The following is a 22,940-nucleotide window of genomic DNA, read 5'->3' on the forward strand; positions in this document are numbered from 1 at the left end:
TCGCACCATGCATGACGGTGAACCCCAGAGCGACGTATCCGCCCACACCGCACTCGCCCCTCGTCCGCTCCCGTATCCAGTACGGGGCAGGCTCTCCGGGCACCGTCTCACCGCTTGCGGGGAGAAGGAAAGCAGCAATCCCTAGCGCGCCAGCAACGTCAGCGCCTGTGCGGCCGTCGCGCACCACACATGGTCCGCGTCCGCAGACAGCGCGGTCGGCTCGGGATTGATCTCCACCACGACCGCGCCATGGCGGCGTGCGAGCGCGGGGAGACCTGCCGCGGGATATACCAGCCCCGACGTGCCCACCACCAGCATCAGCGAGCAACGCGTTGCCGCGTCCACCGCCGTTGTCCAGGCATCCTCAGGCAGCGCCTCGCCGAACCACACCACGCCCGGGCGGATGCGATCACCGCAGGCGACGCAACGCATCGGTTCGACACGCTGCGCATCGTCCACGTACTCGTCGAGCGGGCCCTCGTGCGCGCGCCCGCAGGCGAAGCAGCGCAACGCGAACAGGCTGCCGTGCACATGCGCGTCGACCGTGCTGCCACCGCGCTCGTGCAGGTCGTCCACATTCTGGGTGACCAGCCAAAGCGGCACGCGGCGCGCCAGCTGCGCGAGCGCACGATGGCCGGCATTCGGCTGCGCCTCGCGGACCCGGTGCATCCGCCAGCGGTACCAGCCCCAGACCAGCGCAGGATCCTCGCGCCACGCCCCGGCCGTCGCCAACCGCATCGGATCGAACCGCGACCACAGGCTGTCGTGGGTCCCGCGGAAGGTGGGGATGCCGCTCTCGGCCGACATGCCGGCGCCGGTCAGCACGCAGACGTGGCCGCCGCCGTCGATCGTCCGATGCAGCACGTCGTCGATCGCGGCGGGCACGGCGCGCATGTGCTCAGGCCTTGTGCGGCGTGGCCAGGTACTCGGCGCTCTGCATCTCGATCAGGCGCGAAGCAGTGCGCTCGAACGCGCCCTGCAGGCGCGTGCCGGTGTACAACGCCGTCGGCGTTTCCGCCGCAGTACAGACCAGGTTGACGTGGCGGTCGTAGAGCTCGTCGACCAGGTTGACGAAGCGGCGCGCGGCATCTTCATTCAGCGCATCGAAGCGCGGGATGTCGCCGAGCAGCAGGGTGTTGAACTCGTGCGCGATCTCGATGTAGTCCGTCGTGCCGCGCGGACCTTCGCACAGCGCGCCGAAATCGAACCACGCGATGCTCTTGCCGCGACCGCGCACCGGAATCTTGCGGCTGTCGATCTCGATGTTGCCGCCGTGCGCCGCTTCGCCGCCGCTCAGTTCGCGCCAGCGCATCGCCAGCCAGTCGTCGGCCGCGCCGTCCAGCGGCGTGCGGTATACCGGCGAACGGGTCAGCGCGCGCAGGCGGTAGTCTTCCTGTCCGTCCGAGCGCAGCACCACGCAGTCCTGCTGCAGCAGGTCGATGGCGGGCAGGAACCCGGCACGCTGCAGCCCGTCCCGGTACAGGTTCTCCGGCGCGGTGTTGGACGTGGTCACCAGCGAGATGCCCTCGGCGAACATGCGCTCCAGCAATCGCGCCAGCAGCATCGCGTCGCCGATGTCGGTGACGAAGAACTCGTCCAGCACCAGCACGCGCAGCTTGCCGCGCACCTCGCGCACGATCTTCGCCAGCGGGTCGCTTTCACCGGCATGCAGGCGCAGGCGTTCGTGCACGCCGCGCATGAAGCGGTGGAAGTGGGTGCGGTACTTGCCCCCGCCTTCGCCATGCGCCTTGTTCTGCGAGACCGAATAGGTGGGCAGCGGCAGGTTGTCGTAGAACAGGTCCACCAGGAACGTCTTGCCGCGACCGACCTCGCCCCAGTAGTACAGCCCCTTGACGGTTTCCGGTGGCTTGCCGAACAGCCTGCCCAACAGGCCGGGCGACGCCGGCTCCGCCAGCAACGCCGCATGGATGCGGTCGAGCTCGGCCAGCGCGGGATGTTGCGCCGGGTCGTCCTGCCATTGGCCTTCCGAGGCGCCACGCGCGTAGACCTGCGACGGCGTGGATGCCGCCCCCCGTGCGTCGTCCCCCATCACGCCGGCACGTAGGCTTTCATGGCGTGCTTGATGGCGCCGCGCAGGTCCATCAGCTTGCGGTGGAAGAAGTGGCTGGTTTCCGGCATGCGGATCAGTTCCGGCGGCTGCTTCAGCGAATCGATCCAGTCGTACACCGCCTGCGGTTCGACGATCTCGTCCTCCTCGCCCTGGATCACCAGCCACGGGCAGACCGGCGGCGTGATCGCCTTGAAATCCCAGCGCCCGGCGGGCGGTGCGATCGACACCAGCGCATCGGGCTGCAGTCCTTCGGTGGCGCGCAGCGATACATAGGCGCCGAAACTGAAACCGGCCAGCCACAGCTGCGTGCCGGGCCGCTGTTCGCGTATCCACTGCACCACGGCGCGCAGGTCGTCGACCTCACCATCGCCCTGGTCGAACAATCCGGCGGACGCCCCGGTGCCGCGGAAGTTGAAGCGCACCGTCACCGCGCCGAGTTCGCGCAGGCTGCGTGCCGCCATCACCACGACCTTGTTGTGCATCGTGCCGCCCTCGGTGGGCAGCGGATGGCAGATCACGGCGGTGACCGGCTTCACCGGTTCGCCATCTTCGGGCCAGTCGACGTGGGCTTCCAGGGGGCCCTCGGGGCCTGCCAGCGTGATCGGGCCGGACGCGGTGGGGAATGCAGGGGCGTTCATGCCGCCATGATAAGCCCAGAGCCATGCAGGGCCGCGGCCGGTGCGCCGGCACGGCGCGGCGGGATCAGCCGGGCGCGGTGCGCGGATCGCGCAGGCGGGCCATCGCGTCCATCAGGGTGGCGTGGATCTCGTCCAGATCCGGATTCGAATACGCCCACCCGTCGCCGTGCGCATCCTCCAGGGAGCCCGCTCCGTCGTCCCACGAGGTGACCGCGAGGGGATCGTGCTGCTGGATCCACCACAGGTTGCCGGAAGGATCCTGGAAGCGCGCCAGCGTGTCGCCGAAGAACGGCGTGGGTCGCGTCACCACGTGCGCGCCGCATTGCACGGCGTGCACCAGGGTCGCGGCCGCATCCGCCACGTAGACACGCGTCAGCGCCGGCATGAACGGCCAGCCCGGCTTGCGGTCGGCGAGGGTCAGCAGCGAGTCGCCGATGCGCAGTTCGGCGTGCAGGACCAGGCCGTCGGCATCCAGTGTGCGCGCTTCGGGGACCTCTTCCGCGCCGAAGACCTCGACAAGAAACGCGATCAGGTCGCTGGCGCGATCGGTGATCAGGAACGGGTTGACCGTGTTGGAGCCGGCGGGAACCGGGATCGTGCGTGCCATGGGCGTGCTTCCATCCGGGAGGGAAGCGTGATGGTTGCCCGCATCGCGGTCAGGCGCGGCCCGCGGCGATGCGGCGCCTCCGGAATGCGCGGGTATCGACGAAAGGCGCAGTCGCACCCGTAAGCGCCTGTGCGATCCTGCCATCCCCACGCAATGCTCCGATGTCCATGGCATTCGATGCCTTCGCCCTGATCCTCACCATGCTGGCGCTCGGCATGGTGTTCGCGCGCCTGCGCGTGTTCCCCGACAACGCGGCGGACGTGCTCAACCGCGTGGTGTTGTACGTCTGCCTGCCCGCCGCCGTGCTGACGTACGTGCCACGCCTGCACGTGGACGCTTCGCTGCTCGGCGTGATCGCCACGCCGTGGGTGCTGACCGTCGCCACCGTGGCACTGGCCGCGCTGGCCACGCGCATTTTCAGGTTCCGCCGCGACGAGCATGCCGTGCTGCTGCTCTGCGTGGCGCTGTGCAACAGCAGTTTCATCGGTTATCCGATGGTGCGTGCGCTGCTGGGTGAGCACGCGCTGCCCTACGCGGTGGTCTACGACCAGTTCGGCACCTTCGTCCTTCTGTCCACCTTCGGCCTGTACGTGCTGGCGCGCTACGGCGGCGATGCGCCCCCGACCGCGCGCGAGATCGGCCTGCGCATCGTGAAGTTCCCCCCGGTATGGGCGCTGCTGTTCGGCCTGACGCTGATGCCGGAGCAGCCGCCGGCCTGGATCGCGTCCGCATTGCAGAAGCTCGCCGACGCGCTGCTGCCGCTGGTGATGCTGGCGGTGGGCCTGACCATCCAGCTGAAGCTGCCGCGCGACGAGGTGAAGCCGCTCGCGGTCGGCCTGCTGCTGCGGCTCATCGTCATGCCGGCCCTCGCGCTGCCGTTGTCGCTTGCCTTCGGCATGACCGGCGAGATGCTGCAGGCCAACGTGCTGGAATCGGCCATGCCCACCATGATCACGGCGGCAGCGCTCGCGATTTCGCACCAGCTGGCCCCGCGCCTGGCCGCCGCGCTGGTGGGCTACGGCATCCTGCTGTCGCTGGCGACGCTGCCGATGTGGGCGTGGGTGGTGGGGCGGTTGGCCTGAGCAGGCAGACACCGGCATCCGCCTTCGCATCGCGTTGACCCGGCCGATGGAAGCATCGGCGCAGGAGGATCACGCCATGTTCGATGGATGGGAAGCGCAGGCGGCGGTGGTCGCGCGCATCACGTTCGCCATGCTGCTGGGGGGTGTCATCGGCCTGGAGCGCGAGATGAAGGACCGGCCGGCCGGCTTCCGCACCCACACACTGGTGGCCGGTGCGGCGGCCATGCTCACCGGCATGGGCGACATGATGCTGGCGCAGGCGCAGCACGACCATGACGGTCGCGTGCAGATCGATCCCTTCCGGCTGGTGGAAGCGGTGATCGCCGGTGTCGCCTTCATCGGTGCCGGCACCATGATCGCGCACCGCGGCCGCGTGGTCGCCGGCATCACCACGGCCGCCTCGCTGCTGATGGTGGCGGTGATCGGCGTGGCAGTCGGCTTCGGTCACGGCTGGCTGGCCCTGCTCGCCACGCTGCTGACGTTCGGCGTGTTGTCGCTGCTCGCGTGGCTGGAGCGTCGCGTGACACGGCGCGATGACGCGGGCTAGCGGTCAGGTATCGCGAAGCCCGCAGGACAGCGCGATGGCGATCATCACGCGATCAGTCGCCGCGTGGTGTTGCGGCGGTGCCCGGTATCGCGGGCGCTTTCCGACCACGCATCGGCCATGATCCGGACCGCCTGCACCAGCTGCGCTTCCGGCTTGGCGTAGGGAATCCGCAACCAGGTGTCGGCGCCACCTTCCACGCTGAAGACGGGGCCCGGCGCCAGATAGACGCCCTTGCGCTCCACATCGGCGGCCAGCTGCGTGGCGCTGCCGTGCGGCATCCTTACCCATAGCGTCAGGCCGCCGTCGGGCAGGCGGAAACACCACCCGGGCAGGTGCTCATGCAGTGCCTGCGCCAGCGCGTCGCGCCGTTGCCGCAGCTGCGTGCGCCGGGTGGCGAGTGCGCCGTCCGCCTCCAGCATTTCCGCGACCACCAACTGGTCGAACAGGGAACTGCCCAGGTCCATCTGCACGCGCGCGGCGATGATGCGGTCGACCGCCGGCCGTGGTGCGCGGATCCAGCCCACGCGCAGGCCACCCCAGCACAGCTTCGATGCACTGCCGATGGTGAAGGCATCCGTCGCGTGCGCGGCGAAGGGCGCGGGCATGGGATCGTCCGACAGGCAGGTCGATTGCAGCGTCTCGTCGATGATCGCGGTCGTCCGTGTCGCCTGCAGCGCGGCAGCGTAGCGGGCGCGCTGGCCGTCGCGCATCAGGAAGCCGGTGGGGTTCTGGAAATCCGGAATCAGGTAGGCCGCGCGTGGCGATGTCTGCCTGAGCGTGGCCTCGATGGCCGCCAGGTCCCAGCCTTCGTCGCCGAGCGGATCGGCCATCGGTGCGCTCACCAGGCGACCACCGCCCAGACGCAGCGCTTCGATCGCGTTCGAGTACACCGGCGACTCGATCATGATGCGGTCGCCAGGTCGCGACAGTGCGCGCGCGATGATGGCGATGGCCGACAGCGCCCCCGAGGTGATCACGATCTGCTCAGGCGCGGTGGGCAGTCCCCGTCGCACGTACGATGCCGCGATGAGTGCGCGCAGCGCCGGCAGGCCCGAGGGCAGGTAGCCGTCGCTGGCCAGGTAGGCCGGCAGTGCGGCCATGGCGCGCTCGTAGGCCGCGGCGACGCCGGGCGTGGCCGCACCGGCGGCGCAGTTGAGATCGATCACGCCTTCCGTCGACGCCGCCGTGCCGAGGGCGTGCAGGGCATGGTCGTGCGCGCGCCGGCGGTCGAGCGGCACGGCCGCATACGTGCCGGCCCCTTGGCGGGCGGTGGCGAACCCGGCCGCGACCAGGTCCGCGTAGGCCCGGGTGACAGTGTTGCGGGACACCCCCAGCACCTGGGTGACGGCGCGCTCGCTGGGCAGGCGTGTACCGAGCGGGATGCGGCCATCGCCGATCAGTTCCTCCAGCGCCTTGCGCAGGCCCCGGTAGGCCGGGGTGCGCGGGAAATCACCCACGAGGGTGGCGAGGTGGCCGGGTGCCAGGGATCTGTCCATGGAGCCACTATCGCAGAATTGGCTCTATCAGAAAGAGCCAATTAGAACGATGGTGGCCCCATGAAACCGCTCACCTCTCCCGTCGGACTCGCCAATCTCGGACCGCTCGCGCAACTGAAGGCCGGCCGCCTGCCCGAACGCCTGCTGCGGCTGGGCGTGGGCCTGTGGCTGTACGGCCTGGCCATCGCGCTGATGATCGAAGGGGCCGTCGGCGCCTCGCCCTGGGATGTCTTCCACCTGGGTGTATCGCAGCACGTGCCGCTGTCCTTCGGCATGGTCATGGTGGTCACCGCCGTCGCGGTGTTGCTGGCCTGGATTCCCCTGCGCCAGATGCCCGGCCTGGGGACGGTGGCCAACACGCTGCTGCTGGGTCCGTTCGCGGACCTCAACCTCGCCCTGCTCGGTACGCCGGAGGGCCTGCCGCTGCGCTGCGCCTACCTGCTGGCCGGCGTGGTGGCCTGCGCCCTCGCCACCGCGATGTACATCGGCGCGCAGCTGGGACCGGGTCCGCGCGACGGATTGATGACGGGGCTCGCGCGCCGTACCGGCTGGTCGATCCGCAGCATCCGCACGCTGATCGAAGTCACCGTGTTGATCATCGGCGTGCTGCTCGGCGGCATCGTCGGTGTCGGCACCGTGCTGTTCGCGTTTGGCGTGGGCCCGCTGACCCAGTACTTCCTGCGCTACCTGGTGGTGCCGCTGGATGCGCCGAAGGCGGTCGCGCTCGGCGAGCAAACACCATGACCTCCGCCGTGCTGCGCTACAGCGCTTTCACCACCGATCCTCAGGGCGGCAATCCCGCCGGCGTGGTGCTGGACGCGCGTGGCCTCGACGGCGACGCGATGCAGCGCATCGCCACCGAGGTGGGCTATTCGGAAACCGCGTTCCTTCTGCCGCGCGCGGATGGGGATCTCGATGTGCGCTACTTCAGTCCGCTGGCCGAAGTGAGCTTCTGCGGGCACGCCACCATCGCGGCGATGGTCGCGCATGCACGCGAACACGGTCCTGGCGATGCTGTGCTGCACACGCAGGCCGGACCCGTGCGGGTGACGGTCGATGCCGGTTTCGTCGCCACGCTGACCAGCGTCGCGCCCCGCGTCGATACGTTGCACACAGCCGACCTGGACGCGCTGCTCGCGGCGCTCGACTGGCGCCACGACGAACTCGATCCCGCGCTGCCGCCCGGGCTGGCGTATGCGGGCGCATGGCATCCGGTGATCGCCGCCGCATCGCGCGCGCGCCTGGCCGACCTGCATTACGACTTCGATGCCCTCGCCGCGTTGATGGCCGCACGCGGCTGGACCACCATCAACCTGGTGTGGCGCGAGAACGCGCACACGCTGCACGCGCGCAATCCCTTCCCGCCGGGTGGCGTGGTGGAAGATCCGGCCACGGGCGCGGCTGCTGCTGCGCTGGGTGCGTATCTGGCGTCACAGGACCGGTTGCCCGACGACCGCGGGTTCACCATCCACCAGGGGCATGATCTTGGGCGCCCGAGTGTGTTGCGGGTGGAGGTGCCGAACGATGTAAGCGAGGGGGTACGGGTGAGTGGGACGGCGGTGGGGATTGAGGTGGGGGATTGAGTCGATCATCGCCTCGGGTTGGGGATGATGATCCTCGGCGAAGCATGCCTGTGGCGCTTGGGCCCGTACTCCCCGGCATGCGCTCAACACCTATGTGCAGCAATGCATCGTCTGCCTTGACGCGTAGTGGGGAGGACGTGAACATCCGCGTTACCACCCCGGGGATGGGGTCTACTAGGTGTTAGGCCTTGCTAATGGGCATTCTCTCAGTCGCAACTGTCGCAACAATCAGCGCATCGATGGCCGCAATTCTAAGTTGGCGGTCGTTGCGCACGGGCACCACCGTTAGAGAATTATCTATTTGGGGTCTCGCGTGCGTGGTCATTGCCGCAGGGATACTTGTCTATCTCATTCTGCTCACCTCAATGCTCGGTGGCGACACAATTGCCCTTCTGACCCCAAGCATCTTTGGCACGCGTCCCGAGCGGAGCCCGCTAACCTTTTACGCAATAGGCTCTGCAGGGATTGGCATATTGGTGACGTCTTGGATTGCAAGATTCACATCACGAGGCAAGGCCTAACAATTCATTCAAGCCGAACCCGCAGCACGGCGGCGCCTAGTTGCACGCCTTCGGCTATATTCGCACCCAGTCGCCGCCCTGCTGCGGGTCGGCTTTATTCAGGCGTTAGGTGCCACATGATGTTTGTTCGCACCCGAAAGATACTGACTGCCGTTGTGTTGGCAGCTAGCCCTTCTATCGCACAGGCGTCAGACCCTACTCCGCTTTTCGTGGCCTTCGTCGGGGTACCAGCAGTTACGCTCTCTATTGCAGCCCTTGCCTTGCCCTACCTCACGCCAAGATTTGCCCTTGTGCCAAGCCTCGTATTGCTAGTGGCGAATATTCCATTAATGATCTGGGCACATCATGTTGGGTACATGGCTGACGCAGGTCACTGGCTCTATATTTCATGCGGCTTGGCAGCCTGCGCACTCGTGCTCTCACTCGTAAAGCGCAAAGCTGCTCATGTCGGTGAGCAGCGTGGCACCTAACAATTCATTCAAGCCGACCCCGCTTCGTGGCTCGGCTCATCGGAAGACATAAGGCGTCAGAGGCAGAGATACATCCATGAGTCTCAATGCCATTTCGGGCCTGGCACTTGGGCTTTTGCCCCTTCTTCCCCTTTTGTTACCTGTGCCCTTCTTACTACATGGTGCCCGCCAAGATCGTAGGCTCATCGCAGCATCACCTGGCTTACTCGGTGCGGCTGTTTACATCGCTACCGTTCTGGCATCGCATTGGTCACCGTCACCCGTTTCTGACTCTATCCTGTGGCTACATTCAGTGGCTTCGGTCTTGCCTCTGTTGCTGTTGGCTCCTTCTGTTATGGCTTTACGGAGCAAATGGCTATCCATTCTGCATCTGATTACGCTGACCGGTGTAGTGGGATCCTGGCTATTCGGCGGCATCCTGATCGATGGGACGTCATAGGTTGCCCCGTTCTCGGAGACTCGTCCTCCTGACTTCTTAGTTGAGCGGGGTGGCGCTTGGTCAGCGAGTAGGATGGGTTGAGCCGTAGGCGATACCCATCATCTTCGTTCCCGTTCGCTGGAACGCGTGTTGGAACGGTGCAATCCTGGATACTTCGTTCCTACTGGGCCTTCCGAATTGCGCGTGATGGGTATCGCCTGCGGCTCAACCCATCCTACGAATTCGTTTACGAATCCGTTGGCTCAGTCGTGCCGCAGCGCCGCGATCGGATCCAGCTGCGCGGCCTGTCGCGCGGGATACACGCCGAAGCCCAGGCCGACCACCGCGCAGAAACCGGCCGACAGCAGGATCGGCACCGGGGCCCACGCGACCTGCCAGTCGGCGAACGTGGCGATCAGGTAAGCCAGCACGCCGCCGAACACCAGGCCCAGCAACGCCCCGGCGATGCAGATGACCGTGGCCTCGCGCAGGAACTGCGCGATCACGTCGCGCCTGCGCGCGCCCAACGCGCGCAGCAGGCCGATCTCGCGACGCCGTTCCAGCACATTGGCCAGCATGATGTTCATGATGCCGATGCCGCCCACCAGCAGGCTGACACCGGCGATCGCGCCCATCACCACCTGGAAGATGCGCTGCGTCTGCTGATGCTGCTGGAACAGCTGCTGCGGCACGATCAACTGGTAGTCCGCCATGCCGGCGTGGCGCTGGTCCAGCACTGCCGACAGCACGCCCGCGCCGGCCGCCAGGCGCTGCGGATCGTCCAGCCGCAGCAGGAAGCGGTCCACTTCGTCTTCCTGCGGCTGGAAGCGGAAGCGTGCGCGCGCGCTCGCCAGCGGCACGTAGATGCGGTTGCTCTCCGAGCCCAGTTGCACGCCCTCGAAATCGTCCTGGCCCAGGTCGCGGTCGGTCAGCACGCCGATCACCTCCAGCCAGACGTGGTTGACCTTCACCAGCCCGCCCACGGCACCGCCTTTCGGAAACAGGCTGGTGGCCGCCTGGTGGCCCAGCACCGCGACGGGCGCCAGCGCGGCTTCGTCGTCGGCGGTGAACGCGCGGCCCTGCGCGATCTTCAGCGACGACAGGTCGAACCAGTTCGCGCTCACGCCGCTGGCCTGCGCATCGCTGCGGCCGGTGTCGCTGAAGACCGTATGCGTGCGTACCTGCTTTTCGGCGGCATGGCGTTCTGCACCGGGCACCACGCTCAGGGCGGCGTCCGCATCGGCGACGGTCAGGCCGACGCTGCGCTCGCGCGTTTCCTTCAGCGTGTCCTCGTCCTGGGGCTTGGCCTCGGCGATCAGGTTGTGCAGGCCCAGGCCTTCGACCAGGCGCAACGCTTCGCGCCGGCTGCCTTCGCCCACCGCCTGCATCGCCACGATGGCGCCCACGCCGAAGATCATGCCCAGCAGCGTGAGCAGCGTACGCAGGCGCCGCCGCCAAAGTTCCTCCACCGCTTCACGCCAGACGGTGGGCAGGCGGTTGATCAGTCCGGTCATGCGTTCTTCCCTCCGGCATCGCCGGTGGCGGCATCGTCACCGGCGTCGTCGGTCTTGTCCTGTTCCTTGTCGCCGTCGCCGGGTGCAGGCACTTCGATCTGCGACAGGCGCACCTGGTCGCCGGGCTTCAATCCCGACAGTACCTGCGAACGCGCGGTACCGCGCACGCCGAGTTTCACTTCGCGTGCCACGTAGTCGTTGCCCTGCTTCACCTGCACCCAATGGCGGTCGTCGCGTTGTTCGATGGCCACGTTCGGTACCGCCATCGCGTCCTTCGCGTCCAGCAGCACCACGGCGGCGGCGAAACGCTGGCCGGGGATCAGGCGGTACTTCTCCACCGCCGAGGACGGAATCGGTGCGCGCATCGACAGGAACTTCACCGGGCTTTCGCGGTTGCGCACCTTGGCCGCGCTGGCCACCCACGAGAGCTTGCTGTCGATGCGCTGGTCGGGCCGGCCCAGCGGATGCAGCACCACCGCATCGCCCGCCTGCACGCCCTGCGCCTCGATCTGCGGCAGATCGATCTCCACTTCCATCGCCGAGGTATCCGGCAGGCTGCCGAACTCGAAGCCCGCGCGCAGGTTCGCACCCACCATCGGCTTGTCGCCGGACCAGTTGGCGGCGAGCAGCAGCACGCCGTCGTTGGGCGCGCGCAGTTCCAGCGCATCCAGGTCGCCCTTGCGGGTCTGCGCATTCATGTCGAAGGTGGCGCGCTGCGCGTCCAGCACGGCCAGTTCCGCGCCGCCGCGCACGTCCGACTGGTCGCGCTGCCATTGCAGCACGCCCTGCCGTACCTGCAGGTATTCCTTGTCCTCGATGGCATCCAGCACCTGGTTGCGCGCCACGGTGCTCAGGTCGGCTTCGGCATAGCGCTGGGCGATGCCCAGCTGCACGGCCACCTGCGACAGGTCCACTTCCACGCGGCCCTGGGTGGCGTCCAGTCCGCTCTCCTTCGCCGCGCGCGCCAGCGCATTGCGCTGCAGGTCGATCATCGCCTGCGCCAGCTGCTGCTCGCCTTCGGGCGAGATGAAGCGCGCCAGCAGGTCGCCCTTCTTCACCAGGCTGCCTTCCGGCACCATCCATTCCACCTGGCGCGCGGACCAGTTCTTGCCGGGCACGATCAGCGGCGTGGGCTTGGCCGAACGCAGTTCGCCTTCGCCCCGCACGCTGAGGGTCAGCGCGCCCCGCGCCACGGTCTCGCTGGCAACGGGCACTTCCGGCGAACCGCAGGCCGTCACCGCCAGGGCGCATGCCAGCACGGACGCGACGCGCGTGATCGGCATCATTTCGCTCCTCCCCCGATGTCGGGCACGGTCAGTTCCACGCGCACCGCCTGGCCGGGACGCAGCTTCGCCTTCGCGTCGTCCAGCCGGATCTCCAGGTCGAGTACCGGCACCGGCTGCACCTGCGATTTGCTGCGCACGGCGCGCCCGATGCCGGCCACCTTGCCGTGGTGCACGCTGCCGCCACCGCCTTCCACCACGATGCGCGCGGGCACGCCCACCTTCACCCGTTGCAGGTCGCGCTCGGGCAGCTGCGCGCGCACCGCCAGCGTGGCCGGGTCTGGAATCTCGGCCACGGTCTGGCCACGCCAGACCTGCGAGCCCACGTCGAACTTCTCGCCGTTCCAGTTGCTCTTGTGCATGATCACGCCGTCGCGCGGCGCGGGCAGGTTGAGCGCCGCGATGGAGGCTTGCAGACGGTTCACGTCGGCCTGTGCCTGCTGCAGCTCGGCGTTGACCAGGCGCAGTTCCTGCCGCCGCTGTTCGGCGGCGGCGCGTTCGGCCACCTGCGTCAGTGCGGCGCGGCGTTCGGTGCGCCTGCGTTCCTCCACCAGCTTGTCGTACTCCAGCGCGGCGATCAGTTCGCGCGGTTGTTCGGTCTTGCGGCCGGCCTTGTCGCGCTCGGCGGCCGCTTCGGCGGTGGCCAGGCGTTGGCTGCGCTCGCGTTCGGCCACGTCCAGGGTCAGGTTCTCCAGCTCGCGCTTCTTTTCCTGCAGCAGGCTCTGCTTCTCGCTGAGCTGGCGCACCAGGTCGTTTGTGTCGAAGGCGACCACGATCTCGCCCTTCTTCACCGTGCTGCCGTCCGGCGCCAGCTGGGTGAGGTTGAACTGCCACAGGCGATCGACGGCCGGCGGCACCAGCTGCGAACTGCGCTGCGCGTACACCTCGCCATCCACGCGCAGAGTGGCGGCGTGCGCGGCCGGCAGCGTCGCCGCCAGCGCGACCATCCACGGCAGCATGCGTGCCCGGTTCATCGCGTGGCCTCCTTGCCCGTCGCGGCGGCGGGCCGTGCGATCACGCGCACGCTCATGCCCGGCATCAGCGACAGCGTCTGCGCATCCAGCGTGATGTCGAGGGTGAAGTAGCGGCCTTCGCCCCATTCCGGCCGCCGGTCCGGCGCACCTGAAATGAACGCGATGCGCCCCGGCACCTTGCGGCCGGGCACGGCGTCGAACGTCAGCTCGACGGACTGGCCCACCACCAGCCCGCGCCGGTCCGGTTCCAGTGCCCAGGCGCGCACGTTCATGCGTCCGCTGCTGACCACTTCACCGGCCTTGCTGCCGGGCATGGTCGAAGAGCCTTCATCGATCCGTCCGCCGATCCAGTTGTTGTTGAATCCGTGCACCACGATGCCGTCGCGGTCGGCGACGACTTCCGAGGTGCGGACCAGCGAGGCGTGGTAGTCGCGCTGCAGCACCAGCTTCTCGATCTGCAGGCGGCCGTCCTCGACGCGCCGCTGCACGGCGGTGCGCGCGGCATCCAGCTCCTTGCGCTTCAACGCCACTTCGCGCGTGGTGCGGTCCAGTTCGCCCTGGTGGCGGTCGTAGTCCAGGCCGGAGATCAGGTCGCGCGGGATGGTGGCGTCCAGCTTCGCGGTGGCGAGCTCGGCTTCGGCATCCACCAGGGCCATTTCCGCTTCCAGCGCCTTCACCTGCAGCTCGGCGACTTCCTTGGCGTCCTTGGCCTGGCCCTGTTCGATCTGGGCCTCCAGGTCGGGGATGCGGCTGGCGGACTGGCCGGGATCGATGCGCAGCACCACGTCGCCCTTCTTCACCCGTTCGCCTTCGGGCACGTAGTAGCGGATCACCACCGGCGAGCTGTTGGATTGCGGGGTGAGGATCTGCTGCGCGTCCACCGCACGCACTTCGCCGGTCAGCACCACGGCGTGCGCGGGCGCGGTGGCGGCAAGGGCCAGCGTGACCCACAGCGTCTTACTGGAGCGCGTCATGTTCCACCTTGCCGTCGCGCAGTTTCACCTGGCGCGGGGCGCGCGCGGCGATGTCGTTGTCATGGGTCACCAGCACCACGGTCTGGCCGCCGGCATGCACTTCATCCAGCAGCGCCAGCACGTCGGCGGCGCTCTTCGAATCCAGGTTGCCGGTGGGCTCGTCGGCCAGCAGCAGGGCCGGCTGCAGCAGCAGTGCACGGGCGATGGCGGCGCGCTGCATCTGTCCGCCGGACAGTTCGCTGGGGCGGTGGTCGCGCCGTTCGCCCAGGCCCACGCGGTCCAGCAGCGCCAGGGCGCGGTCGTGCGTGCCCGGCGGCGGCTGGCGGTGGAAGCGCAGCGGCAGCATCACGTTCTCCAGCACGCTCAGCCGCGGCAGCAGGTGGAAGCTCTGGAACACGAAGCCGATGCGCCGGTTGCGCAGGTCGCTGCTGGCCTCGTCGTCGAAGGTGGCCACGTCGCGGCCTTCGAACAGATAGTGGCCGGCGTTGGGATGGTCCAGGCAGCCGAGGATGTTGAGCAGGCTGGACTTGCCCGACCCCGAGGGCCCGGTGATGGCGACGAATTCGCCCTGGCCGATGCGCAGGTCCACCCCTGCCAGCGCCTTCACCGTCTGCCCGCTCATGGCGTAGTGGCGCTGCACGCCCTGCAACTCGATCATCACGTCCCCTTCGTTCCCTCGTCTGTGTCGACCATCGCGGCCCGCCAAGGTTCCCGGCGCGTGGGCGGGGAAGGCGACGACGGTCGTGCGTCCTGTCGGGTGAGGCGCGAGCATCCCAGATGCCTGCGCGAGGTTGCAACCGCAGCAGGCCGCAGACCTTTTGCAGACCACCAGCCAATGAACACGGCCGGTCAGGCGTGACACCCGGCATGCCGCGTCCGCAACGCGATGCGCAGGGTGGAGGGCACATAGCAGGTGGCGCTACGACATCCCGGCCCGCTGCCGCGCGACTTCGACCACGAAGGCTGCAATCGCGACCTGCGGGCACTCTCGTTATCACCCAGGAGAGGGGGTGATAACGAACAAGTGCGTCATGAACATGACGCTTGGCCAACCCATGCCGTCGGTAGCCCTCCAATTCCCTTCCACGACAACGCCCCGCGCGCCTTGACGCGATCGCAGCATGTCATGAATATCCGCGTTATCACCCCCGTTGTGGGGTCTATTAGGCGTTAGGCTGCAGTGACAGTGACGCGCACATCCCACCTAGAAGAGCTTCTTCACTTCAGCCGCCCTCTCGCTGACGTGACCCATGATCTATCGGTCTTTGCCTGGGACTCGGAGGAGGAGTTGGCCACCTTGGAGTCGGAGCACATCTCGGCCGTTCTCGGTCGGTTCCTAGCGGGTGATATTTCAGATACTGACGTAGAGGCCTGGGCCAATGCTATTGAGTGCCGTGAGGACATCGGCTTTCCCCATCCCTCGCCGGTCGCTGAGGCAATCTGGGAGCTAGCCAACCCCTTGCTCACCCGCCCACTTACAAGGCAATCTGCTGGCGAGCTGGTTGCAACGTTACATGGCGCTGCAGCCTAACAATTAATTCAAGCCGAACCCGCTTCGCGGGTCGGCTTAATTCAGGCGTTAGGCGGCATGGAGATATCAATGCGGATTCGTTATCTCCCCCTACTGCTCCTGCCTTTTGCCGCGTCGTGCTCGACCGGCACAATGAGATCGCAAGACCAGATGTGCGCCGAGATTGCCAAGTTCGCATCGGCGGCCACGACCGGAGAAAGCCACGCGGTCACATTGCGTGGCGGCTGGGGTGGCGACACCCCCGATGTACTCATGACGCATGATTGCCAGCATTCCGGCTACGAGCCGGGCAAGTCGCTTTGCGCCTACCTGCTGCCCAACACCTCTTGGGAGTTTGGGCACTACAACGCTAAGAGGGCAGCGACTTGCCTAGACTCTCCAGACCGGCAAGATTTCATCCGCCGTATGGATAAGGATGAGTGGCCGGCCGCGATAACTTCGTCACTGCGGCTACTTCCGGACAAGTACATACAGGTCACGGTACGCTTTGAGAGCAATGACCTATCCGTTCTCACTCTGTCGGCGGCGCGTCAAGGCAACTAGCTTGCCGCCTAACAATTCATTCAAGCCGAACCCGCTTCGCGGGTCGGCTCAATTCAGGCGTTAGGCCGCTATGACAGACAGTCACGTGGATCTGATAGTTACTTTCCTAGCGCCTGATCGAGGTGGACGGACTCAACCCCTGGAGATCAATGGGTACAGACCGCACCTTCGGGTACCACCGGATAACACGATGCTCGGAGTCGAGTTCCTCGGGCCTGTAGGTTTTGCTCCTGTGGGCAATCCGATTTCCGCAACGGTAAGGCTCATCTACCATCCAGCCATCTCCTACTCGGCGCTCCAGCCAGGCAGTGACATTGAGATACTTGAGGGGGCGCGCGTCGTTGGACGGGGACGTGTAGTTGGGTACGCGGCCTAACAATTCATTCAAGCCGAACCCGCATCAGGTTCGCTAACCTCGGGTCGTTCTAGGTAATATCGGCTTCGGTGCCAATCCAGTGCGGGTCGGCTTAATTCAGGCGTTAGGTGTCTATGACGGATCATGACGACTCCCCAAAAGCAAGAACCGCGCAGGATGCTGCTCGTCGCGCACTTGCCCTTATTGCGATCACCTCTCGGGCGCATGAGGACGTAGCGGAACAGTCTTTGCATTGGGTTCAAGAGAGCGGAATTGAAGATTTCTTCTCGGCTCAAGAGCGTGAATTCTATTACCTACGCCAAAAGCCAGAAGATCGAGATATTCTCAATTTCAGCTGGAGAGCCGAGTCATTGGTGTCGATTATCTGGGCACTTGGTGGACTTGAACACTTTCCACCTCTTGACCAGCAAGTAGATGTTTGGGCAATTCAGGCTGTTCAAGATGCAATCAACTCAACAGAAGCCTTCATTGCCAACGCTACTCTACGTCCTCAAAGCGAAATAGAGGATATGGAGTCCGATCTTTACCATCAACATTGGCGAGTTAGAGATGCACAGCTATTCAACAAACCAATGCCTTCAGAGTTGAATCCCAGTGTCGTGTATGAAAGAAGATATGGGCTAAGTTGGCTAGTCGGCTGGGGGGATGACTGGGATGATGTACCAACAGACACCTAACAATTGATTCAAGCCGACGCCGCTTCGCGGCGCGGCTTAATTCAGGCGTTAGGCCCATGACCAGCAATACGAGGACTTCCCGAGTGAGTTCCATCGCAGCTGCTGCTACACGCTCGTATCTTGCTAGGTTCCTTCTAGCGTTCTTCGCAGCCTTCGTTCTAGTTTATTTCGCGAGCGTCGCTGTAGGTGGCCGAGGCCACGACATACTGAGTCTTTCTGCCGGTGCCATGGTCACCTGCGTAGTCGCCTTACTTGCTGCTTCGGTCTCTGCTTTTCTTGTCCGACGCGATCTGCCGCTTGTGCTGTTATCACAGGCAATTACGATCGTTGCGACGGCAGCCCTCAACTTCTGGGCCTAACAATTCATTCAAGCCGAGCCCACATCAGGGCGGCGCCTAAGTGCGCGCCTTCGGCTATATTCGCACTCAGTCGCCGCCCCGCTGCGGGCCGGCTTTATTCAGGCGTTAGGTGGCCGACCAATCATGAAGGCTCTCTTCGTTCTCGTAAGGCTAACCGGCTACTTGCTTGGATCGTTCGCATTGTTATCCGGCTTCGCTGATGTGCTTGGCTTTGTCCCGCACTCCTATGGAACACCAACTTGGTCGGCTCGCCTCATAGCCTCACTGCCATCCATGCTGGGCGGGATCGTTCTGCTTATGCCCATCAAGTACTTCCTGCATGGCGCGCGGTACTACTTGCTGGCCGGCGGGTATGCGACTCTGATTTTGGCTGTGGCTGTTCTTGCGGCCCTAGACCTCATAGCCTACTTTTCTGGCCACAAAGATCCTGCCGTTGTTCCGGTTGCGATGGCTTTTCTATATATACCCGTGGCTAACGCTTTCGTTCTCTGGCGCATGCGTCGAGATCTGAAGGGGTCACCTAACAATTCATTCAAGCCGAACCCGCTTAGCGGATCGGCTTAATTCAGGCGTTAGGCCTCATGGAAAGCGTCCCGGACTTTCAAGTTTTTAGAGAGTCGCTACTTGCGGCAGCCCGTGGCCCATTCTTCCCTGATTGGGAGTTCCATTCTCTGTTTGGCCTAGACCGGGAGCAGGTCGAGTCCATTGCAGACTCGTTCTCACCTACCACTCTGCATTCCGGTGACGTGGCGCTCGCGCTCAACAACGCAATGGGCAACCTCCTCGGCTATCCACACAGGCAGGAGGCAGCTTGGTCGCAATGGCTATCTGTCACACCCGCAGAGTTGCAGGTTATCTTTTCGCGGTGGCGGGCCTCGGGCAACGAGGCCTAACAATTCATTCAAGCCGAAGCCGCTTCGCGGCTCGGCTTAATTCAGGCGTTAGGCCCAGTCAGACATTCTCAAAGGCCCTATCCATGCTCAACCGCGCCTTTCTTCTCGGCACACTGTTACTAGCTAGCGGGGCATCCTTAGCCAAGCCCAGCACTGAGCTTCCTGAAGCACTACGCTTGGCCGAGGCTTATGTCTCAAGCCATAAAATTTCAAACACCCACCGTTACCTTGCTAGCATCTCGTGGCATGAGGAGCTAGGCCACCCAGAGAAAAGTTGCTGGTCGGTCATGTGGCTACCAAACGAGCTAGCGTTTGATGCCCAGCTGGTCGTGTGGGTGTGCGGCGATGGCAGGATCAGCCACCAAGCTGGCGGCTGGGCCTAACAATTCATTCAAGCCGAACCCGCTTCGCGGGTCGGCTTAATTCAGGCGTTAGGCGGCAATGAACCTTCCCCATATCCTACGGAGACTCTTCTCATCGCCGATCTTCTTCGTTGCTCTTGGCTACACAGCAGCGATTGCCTCACTGCTTGCGCAAGACGCCGTGCTTCGAGGTGACCTGATTCCCGGCAGCACAGCCAGCGACTTGCTGGCAAGCACTATTGTTCCCCTCACCTTCGTTGGGCCCGCGATCGGAGCCGGACTTGGAGTTCGCAACCTCTTCGATAGCTGGAGACTTGGAGAGAGCGTTCTTGGTCTGCTGGCGTCGTCGCCCCTTCTGCTTCTATGGGCTCTAGCACTTGTGCGGTGGATTCGCTATGGCATGCTTGCCGCCTAACAATTCATTCAAGCCGAACCCGCTTCGCGGGTCGGCTTAATTCAGGCGTTAGAACTGCCATGAGAGCAGCCTTCAGCTCGGTGGTCATATTTCTTGGCATCACGCTGAGCGCATGCGCAGCTGGGTCACCTCCAAGCTGCTCCTCCGGGCTTATCCCGGTATCTACTGTCCCGCCCAAGCTGCCGCCCAAGCTGCACAACGAGTTCACTGGCAAGGCCCAGGTTTCGTTCGTCATTGACCCCGCAGGACGCGTGCAGTCGCCCACCATCGTCTCTGCGGAGTGGCACCCTCTAGGTCGCAGCGCTGGTCAACCCGTCGGCTACAACGAGGCAATTCTCTACGCGGTCGTCCGGTGGCGTTATCCGTCCAGGCAGCAGTCCTGTCGACATCAGGTTCCGGTAGAGTTTCGGGCAGGGGACTCTGCCGGCTCCTCGGCTGGCAGGTCTAACAAATCATTCAAGCCGAACCCGCTTCGCGGGTCGGCTTAATTCCGGTGTTAGGCCCCATGCCACACAACGTAAGCGCGTCAAGCTTCAAGCCAGGCTCCTTTGTGACTCCCGTGTCCGAGAGCGAGCTAGACCTTATGCGTGGCTGCATGGGAGAAGTGATCCCCGGCTTTGAGTTCGATAGTACGTACCTAGCATTCCTGCGCTGGTTTCATGGTGCCACGCCCGTGAGCGCGCACATCAAGCTGGAGAAAGGTCACCCGCGCTTCGGCGATGTCTTTTTCGTCGAGCGCTTCCTCAACTACGCGGAAATGTCGCAGCTCTCAGACGCCGATAGGCTGTTCAACGCGCACGTGGTGATCTCGCAGATTGAGGACCGCAGCGGTGAATACTTGCTGCCGTTCGCCACGGCAAATGCGGACCTGTTCTGCTTCGACTATGCAGCTGGCCGAAACCCCAGCGTTGTGCTCTGGTTGGCAGAGCTTTCGGAAGAGGACGAGCCCTACACCATACCGGTCGCCTCCTCTTTTGCTACTTTCCTAGCGGCACTCCAGTGGAAGCGAGTCCACGATGGTGCCTAACAATTCGTCCAAGCCGACGCCGCTTCGCGGCGCGGCTTAACTCAGGTGTTAGGCCCCAATGGATGCATCCAAGCTATTCGCAGAGGAACTTGCCAAAGACCTACTTGGCTCCCATCTCGATAGATATAGCGCGATTCTTTCTAACTACGACCCTGACAAAGCCGCGCCTGTCTTTGCGGGAGCCATTCGCGCTTTTCAGCACCTCGCACCCCAAGACCAAGCCGCAATAGCTGCCTTTCTCGGAGTTGTCATCACTGACACAGCGTCCATAATCTTAGGGGTGATCGATGGATCGACCGGGGTGGACAACCTGGATGGCGAGTTTCAGCTTTTCTACGATGGCTCCTTGGCTTCCGGTAGCCTCCAAGATCATTTCCTAGCGGCCTCGGAGACTCGCTTTGGGGCCTAACAATTCATTCAAGCCGAACCCGCTTCGCGGGTCGGCTTAATTCAGGCGTTAGGCCTCATGTTCAAAGAGCTTGCACAACTGGATACAAACCTCCGCAGGGCGGGCTACACCCTGCTGGTGGTTGTCTTCGGCAGTGCATTCCTCGCATTGCTGCTGTACCAGTTCAACTTAGCGCCTCTTGCCATAGTCTTTGTCTGGACTGTCAACCTTCCGGCAGCATGGTTCTTGTCGCAAGCAGCAAAGCCTCAAGGGCGCAACGCCTGGCTTACGGGAATTGCTTCAATAGTTCCCGCAGCTGCGTTGATCGAGTTTTTTATTTTATGTCCCGGCTCACCGCGCACCAAACAGGATTCATCCCAATGAGGCCTAACAATTCATTCAAGCCGAACCCGCTTCGCGGGTCGGCTTAACTCAGGTGTTAGGCCTCATGAGCGAAACCCTACGGATCCTCTTTCCAATTGCTGTCGCTGTCGGACTGAGCGGCTCGGTGACCCTGCTGGGTAGAAGCAATCATCGTAGATTTGCTATTGGCGCAGTTCTTTTGTTTGCTTTGGGGTTTGCTTTCAGTGTCGCTGATCCAGATATCTTTCTTCAGACCCATCCCGGCTTCTGGCAGGGAGCCTACTCAATGACATTGCCGTTCCTGTCTACTACCTACGTCCTTGCACATATTTCAATCTGGCGGTCATTCAAACGACCTGGGTGGATTGCTTTCTTGTCAGCTCTTCCTGTTACTTGGTTCTTTGCAAGCGCTGGATTCTGGGAGATCATGGTATGAGGCCTAACAATTCATTCAAGCCGACACCGCTTAGCGGCGCGGCTTAATTCCGGTGTTAGGCCGCAGATAGAGACATGCAGATGCTCCGAGCAAATGTAGCCCTTGGTATCGGCCTCTTGTTCGTTCCCGTGCTAGCTGAGCTAGTGGCAGCTGGTCTTGATCAAGGTCCTGGTGTTGGTCTGAGCCTATTGCTCTATTGGCCTTTCCATCTCGCTTTTGCTGGACTCGCGCTCCTGCTCTTTGCAGCTCTCAATGCTCAGCTATCTAGACGGTCAGGAGTCTCAGTGTCGCGAGGCATCTTAGTCGGAGCAGCCTTTTCCGTTGTATGGTTTACCTTAGCGTTCATTGCTGTGGGCCAATTGCACATAAGTCGCGGGGGTCTGCTTTGAGCATGAGTAGCAGAAAATGTTGGCTGCGGCCTAACAATTCATTCAAGCCGAACCCGCTTCGCGGGTCGGCTTAATTCCGGTGTTAGCTTTCAGGGGAGAGATCATGGCAGATCCATCTAAAGCTCCGCAGCCGAAGCATGAGGAAGGTATAGAGCCTTCAAGACCCAATGCATTGGTTTCTATTGCGTACGTTGCCGTGGGTGGCTTGGTTTTTCTAAGCCAGCTTGCATCACTGCTTTCGGGTGGCTACAAGGCGAGGGCCTTGAATGACAATGAGGCCACTGGCGCGTTGATAGCTGTAGTCGTTATCGCTGCAGTATCCGGCTGGCTTTGCTATCACGGTATAAGGCGCCTGAGGCGCCGCGACCTGTAAGCTAACAATTCATTCAAGCCGAACCCGCTTCGCGGGTCGGCTTAATTCTGGTGTTAGCTGCCACAGGTGAAAGTCCGAATCCGCCAAGCACAAGAAACAGATGCTCCTGCCATCTGCGCCCTGCTGCGCACAGTCGCACCTCTAATCCTTCCCGACTCAACTACACCTGAGGCCGCATCGTTTCTGGAGAGCTTCGAGGCACCAGCCGTCGCGGCACGCCTGGCTGCACCGAACTACGTCCATTTAATTGCGGAGAGCGGCCGCGATCTGCGTGGCTATATTTCCCTCCGGGATGGACAGCGCCTCTACCACTTGTTGGTGCAGCCTGAGTTTCATGGGCAAGGCATCGGCCGCTTGCTTTGGCAACATCTTCTTCAAGTCGCCGGCCCAGGGACGCTTACGGTAAATTCGTCCTTACTTGCCGTTCCGGTCTACCGTAGCTTCGGCTTTGTGCCCAGCGATGAGCCGCAACTTCATTGCTTCCCACCTTTCGTACCGATGGTGTACGCAGGTGGCAGCTAACAATTCATTCAAGCCGACGCCGCTTCGCGGCTCGGCTTAATTCAGGCGTTAGCGCTCTATGGCTGCATGGATTCGCACTGGATTTAGCATTGCCCTAGGCGTTTCAAT

The 22,940-nt window shown here is 63.9% G+C and carries 20 protein-coding genes; 10 read left to right on the plus strand and 10 right to left on the minus strand.

Translation table 11 applies throughout. The features are described 5' to 3' along the window. Nucleotides 1-141: 141 nt before the first annotated feature. From WBN46_RS18785 to WBN46_RS18800, 4 genes are all read right to left on the minus strand, one after another. Entirely contained in the window at nt 142-894 is a 753-nt protein-coding gene (locus WBN46_RS18785) for an NAD-dependent deacylase (RefSeq protein ID WP_337732905.1), read from the minus strand. A 4-nt stretch (nt 895-898) separates the two neighbouring features. Then, a complete protein-coding gene (gene zapE, locus WBN46_RS18790; RefSeq protein WP_337732927.1) occupies nt 899-2,050 on the minus strand; it encodes a cell division protein ZapE in 1,152 nt (383 codons plus the stop codon). After that, nucleotides 2,050-2,709 (minus strand): alpha/beta fold hydrolase, encoded by a 660-nt coding sequence (locus WBN46_RS18795; RefSeq protein ID WP_337732906.1) that lies wholly within the window; start codon nt 2,707-2,709, stop codon nt 2,050-2,052. Before WBN46_RS18795 ends, zapE begins: the two co-directional genes overlap by 1 nt. Before the next feature lie 64 nt (nt 2,710-2,773). Continuing rightward, entirely contained in the window at nt 2,774-3,316 is a 543-nt protein-coding gene (locus WBN46_RS18800; protein ID WP_337732907.1) for a VOC family protein, read from the minus strand. Between the two features lie 167 nt (nt 3,317-3,483). Here WBN46_RS18800 and WBN46_RS18805 point away from each other — a divergent pair, with 167 nt between their 5' ends. Both WBN46_RS18805 and WBN46_RS18810 read left to right on the plus strand, forming a co-directional pair. After that, nucleotides 3,484-4,398 carry an AEC family transporter gene (locus WBN46_RS18805; protein ID WP_337732928.1) on the plus strand — a complete coding sequence of 305 codons (915 nt, stop codon included), beginning with the start codon at nt 3,484-3,486 and terminating at the stop codon, nt 4,396-4,398. 76 nt (nt 4,399-4,474) lie between these two features. Beyond that, nucleotides 4,475-4,945: an MgtC/SapB family protein gene (locus WBN46_RS18810; RefSeq protein WP_337732908.1), complete on the plus strand. Its 471-nt coding sequence runs from the start codon at nt 4,475-4,477 to the stop codon at nt 4,943-4,945. A gap of 44 nt (nt 4,946-4,989) precedes the next feature. On the opposite strand, the gene WBN46_RS18815 is transcribed toward WBN46_RS18810, so the two are convergent. Continuing rightward, a complete protein-coding gene (locus WBN46_RS18815) occupies nt 4,990-6,441 on the minus strand; it encodes a PLP-dependent aminotransferase family protein (RefSeq protein WP_337732909.1) in 1,452 nt (483 codons plus the stop codon). Between the two features lie 60 nt (nt 6,442-6,501). Here WBN46_RS18815 and WBN46_RS18820 point away from each other — a divergent pair, with 60 nt between their 5' ends. Beyond that, nucleotides 6,502-7,185 (plus strand): hypothetical protein, encoded by a 684-nt coding sequence (locus WBN46_RS18820; protein WP_337732910.1) that lies wholly within the window; start codon nt 6,502-6,504, stop codon nt 7,183-7,185. Continuing rightward, nucleotides 7,182-8,024 (plus strand): PhzF family phenazine biosynthesis isomerase, encoded by an 843-nt coding sequence (locus tag WBN46_RS18825; protein ID WP_337732911.1) that lies wholly within the window; start codon nt 7,182-7,184, stop codon nt 8,022-8,024. Before WBN46_RS18820 ends, WBN46_RS18825 begins: the two co-directional genes overlap by 4 nt. Before the next feature lie 1,672 nt (nt 8,025-9,696). Here WBN46_RS18825 and WBN46_RS18830 read toward each other — a convergent pair. Genes WBN46_RS18830 through WBN46_RS18850 form a run of 5 tightly spaced genes read right to left on the minus strand, consistent with a single transcriptional unit; the run spans nt 9,697 to nt 14,836 of the window. Then, the gene (locus WBN46_RS18830) at nt 9,697-10,947 is read right to left on the minus strand and encodes an ABC transporter permease (RefSeq protein ID WP_337732912.1); all 1,251 of its coding nucleotides are present in this window, start codon (nt 10,945-10,947) and stop codon (nt 9,697-9,699) included. Beyond that, complete coding sequence (locus WBN46_RS18835) at nt 10,944-12,230, minus strand: hypothetical protein (protein WP_337732913.1); 1,287 nt, start codon at nt 12,228-12,230, stop codon at nt 10,944-10,946. Before WBN46_RS18835 ends, WBN46_RS18830 begins: the two co-directional genes overlap by 4 nt. Then, nucleotides 12,230-13,204, minus strand: coding sequence for an HlyD family efflux transporter periplasmic adaptor subunit (locus WBN46_RS18840; protein WP_337732914.1), 975 nt, complete (start codon nt 13,202-13,204; stop codon nt 12,230-12,232). The genes WBN46_RS18835 and WBN46_RS18840 overlap by 1 nt, the downstream gene beginning before the upstream one ends. Further along, nucleotides 13,201-14,178: an HlyD family efflux transporter periplasmic adaptor subunit gene (locus WBN46_RS18845; protein WP_337732915.1), complete on the minus strand. Its 978-nt coding sequence runs from the start codon at nt 14,176-14,178 to the stop codon at nt 13,201-13,203. The genes WBN46_RS18840 and WBN46_RS18845 overlap by 4 nt, the downstream gene beginning before the upstream one ends. Continuing rightward, nucleotides 14,162-14,836: an ABC transporter ATP-binding protein gene (locus WBN46_RS18850; protein ID WP_337732929.1), complete on the minus strand. Its 675-nt coding sequence runs from the start codon at nt 14,834-14,836 to the stop codon at nt 14,162-14,164. Before WBN46_RS18850 ends, WBN46_RS18845 begins: the two co-directional genes overlap by 17 nt. Nucleotides 14,837-15,778: 942 nt before the next feature. Between WBN46_RS18850 and WBN46_RS18855 the strand changes: the two genes are divergently transcribed. The 6 genes from WBN46_RS18855 (at nt 15,779) to WBN46_RS18880 (ending at nt 21,548) form a co-directional block, all read left to right on the plus strand. Beyond that, complete coding sequence (locus tag WBN46_RS18855; protein WP_337732916.1) at nt 15,779-16,252, plus strand: hypothetical protein; 474 nt, start codon at nt 15,779-15,781, stop codon at nt 16,250-16,252. A 489-nt stretch (nt 16,253-16,741) separates the two neighbouring features. Next, a complete protein-coding gene (locus WBN46_RS18860; protein WP_337732917.1) occupies nt 16,742-17,305 on the plus strand; it encodes a DUF4272 domain-containing protein in 564 nt (187 codons plus the stop codon). A 482-nt stretch (nt 17,306-17,787) separates the two neighbouring features. Beyond that, nucleotides 17,788-18,228, plus strand: coding sequence for a hypothetical protein (locus WBN46_RS18865; RefSeq protein WP_337732918.1), 441 nt, complete (start codon nt 17,788-17,790; stop codon nt 18,226-18,228). Between the two features lie 1,701 nt (nt 18,229-19,929). Next, nucleotides 19,930-20,361: an SMI1/KNR4 family protein gene (locus WBN46_RS18870; protein WP_337732919.1), complete on the plus strand. Its 432-nt coding sequence runs from the start codon at nt 19,930-19,932 to the stop codon at nt 20,359-20,361. Nucleotides 20,362-20,827: 466 nt separating this feature from the next. Beyond that, nucleotides 20,828-21,133 carry a hypothetical protein gene (locus WBN46_RS18875; RefSeq protein WP_337732699.1) on the plus strand — a complete coding sequence of 102 codons (306 nt, stop codon included), beginning with the start codon at nt 20,828-20,830 and terminating at the stop codon, nt 21,131-21,133. A 64-nt stretch (nt 21,134-21,197) separates the two neighbouring features. Then, nucleotides 21,198-21,548 (plus strand): hypothetical protein, encoded by a 351-nt coding sequence (locus WBN46_RS18880; protein WP_337732920.1) that lies wholly within the window; start codon nt 21,198-21,200, stop codon nt 21,546-21,548. Nucleotides 21,549-22,940 lie beyond the last annotated feature (1,392 nt).

The sequence above is a fragment of the Pseudoxanthomonas sp. CCNWLW251 genome (assembly GCF_037402255.1).
Lineage (GTDB): Bacteria > Pseudomonadota > Gammaproteobacteria > Xanthomonadales > Xanthomonadaceae > Pseudoxanthomonas_A.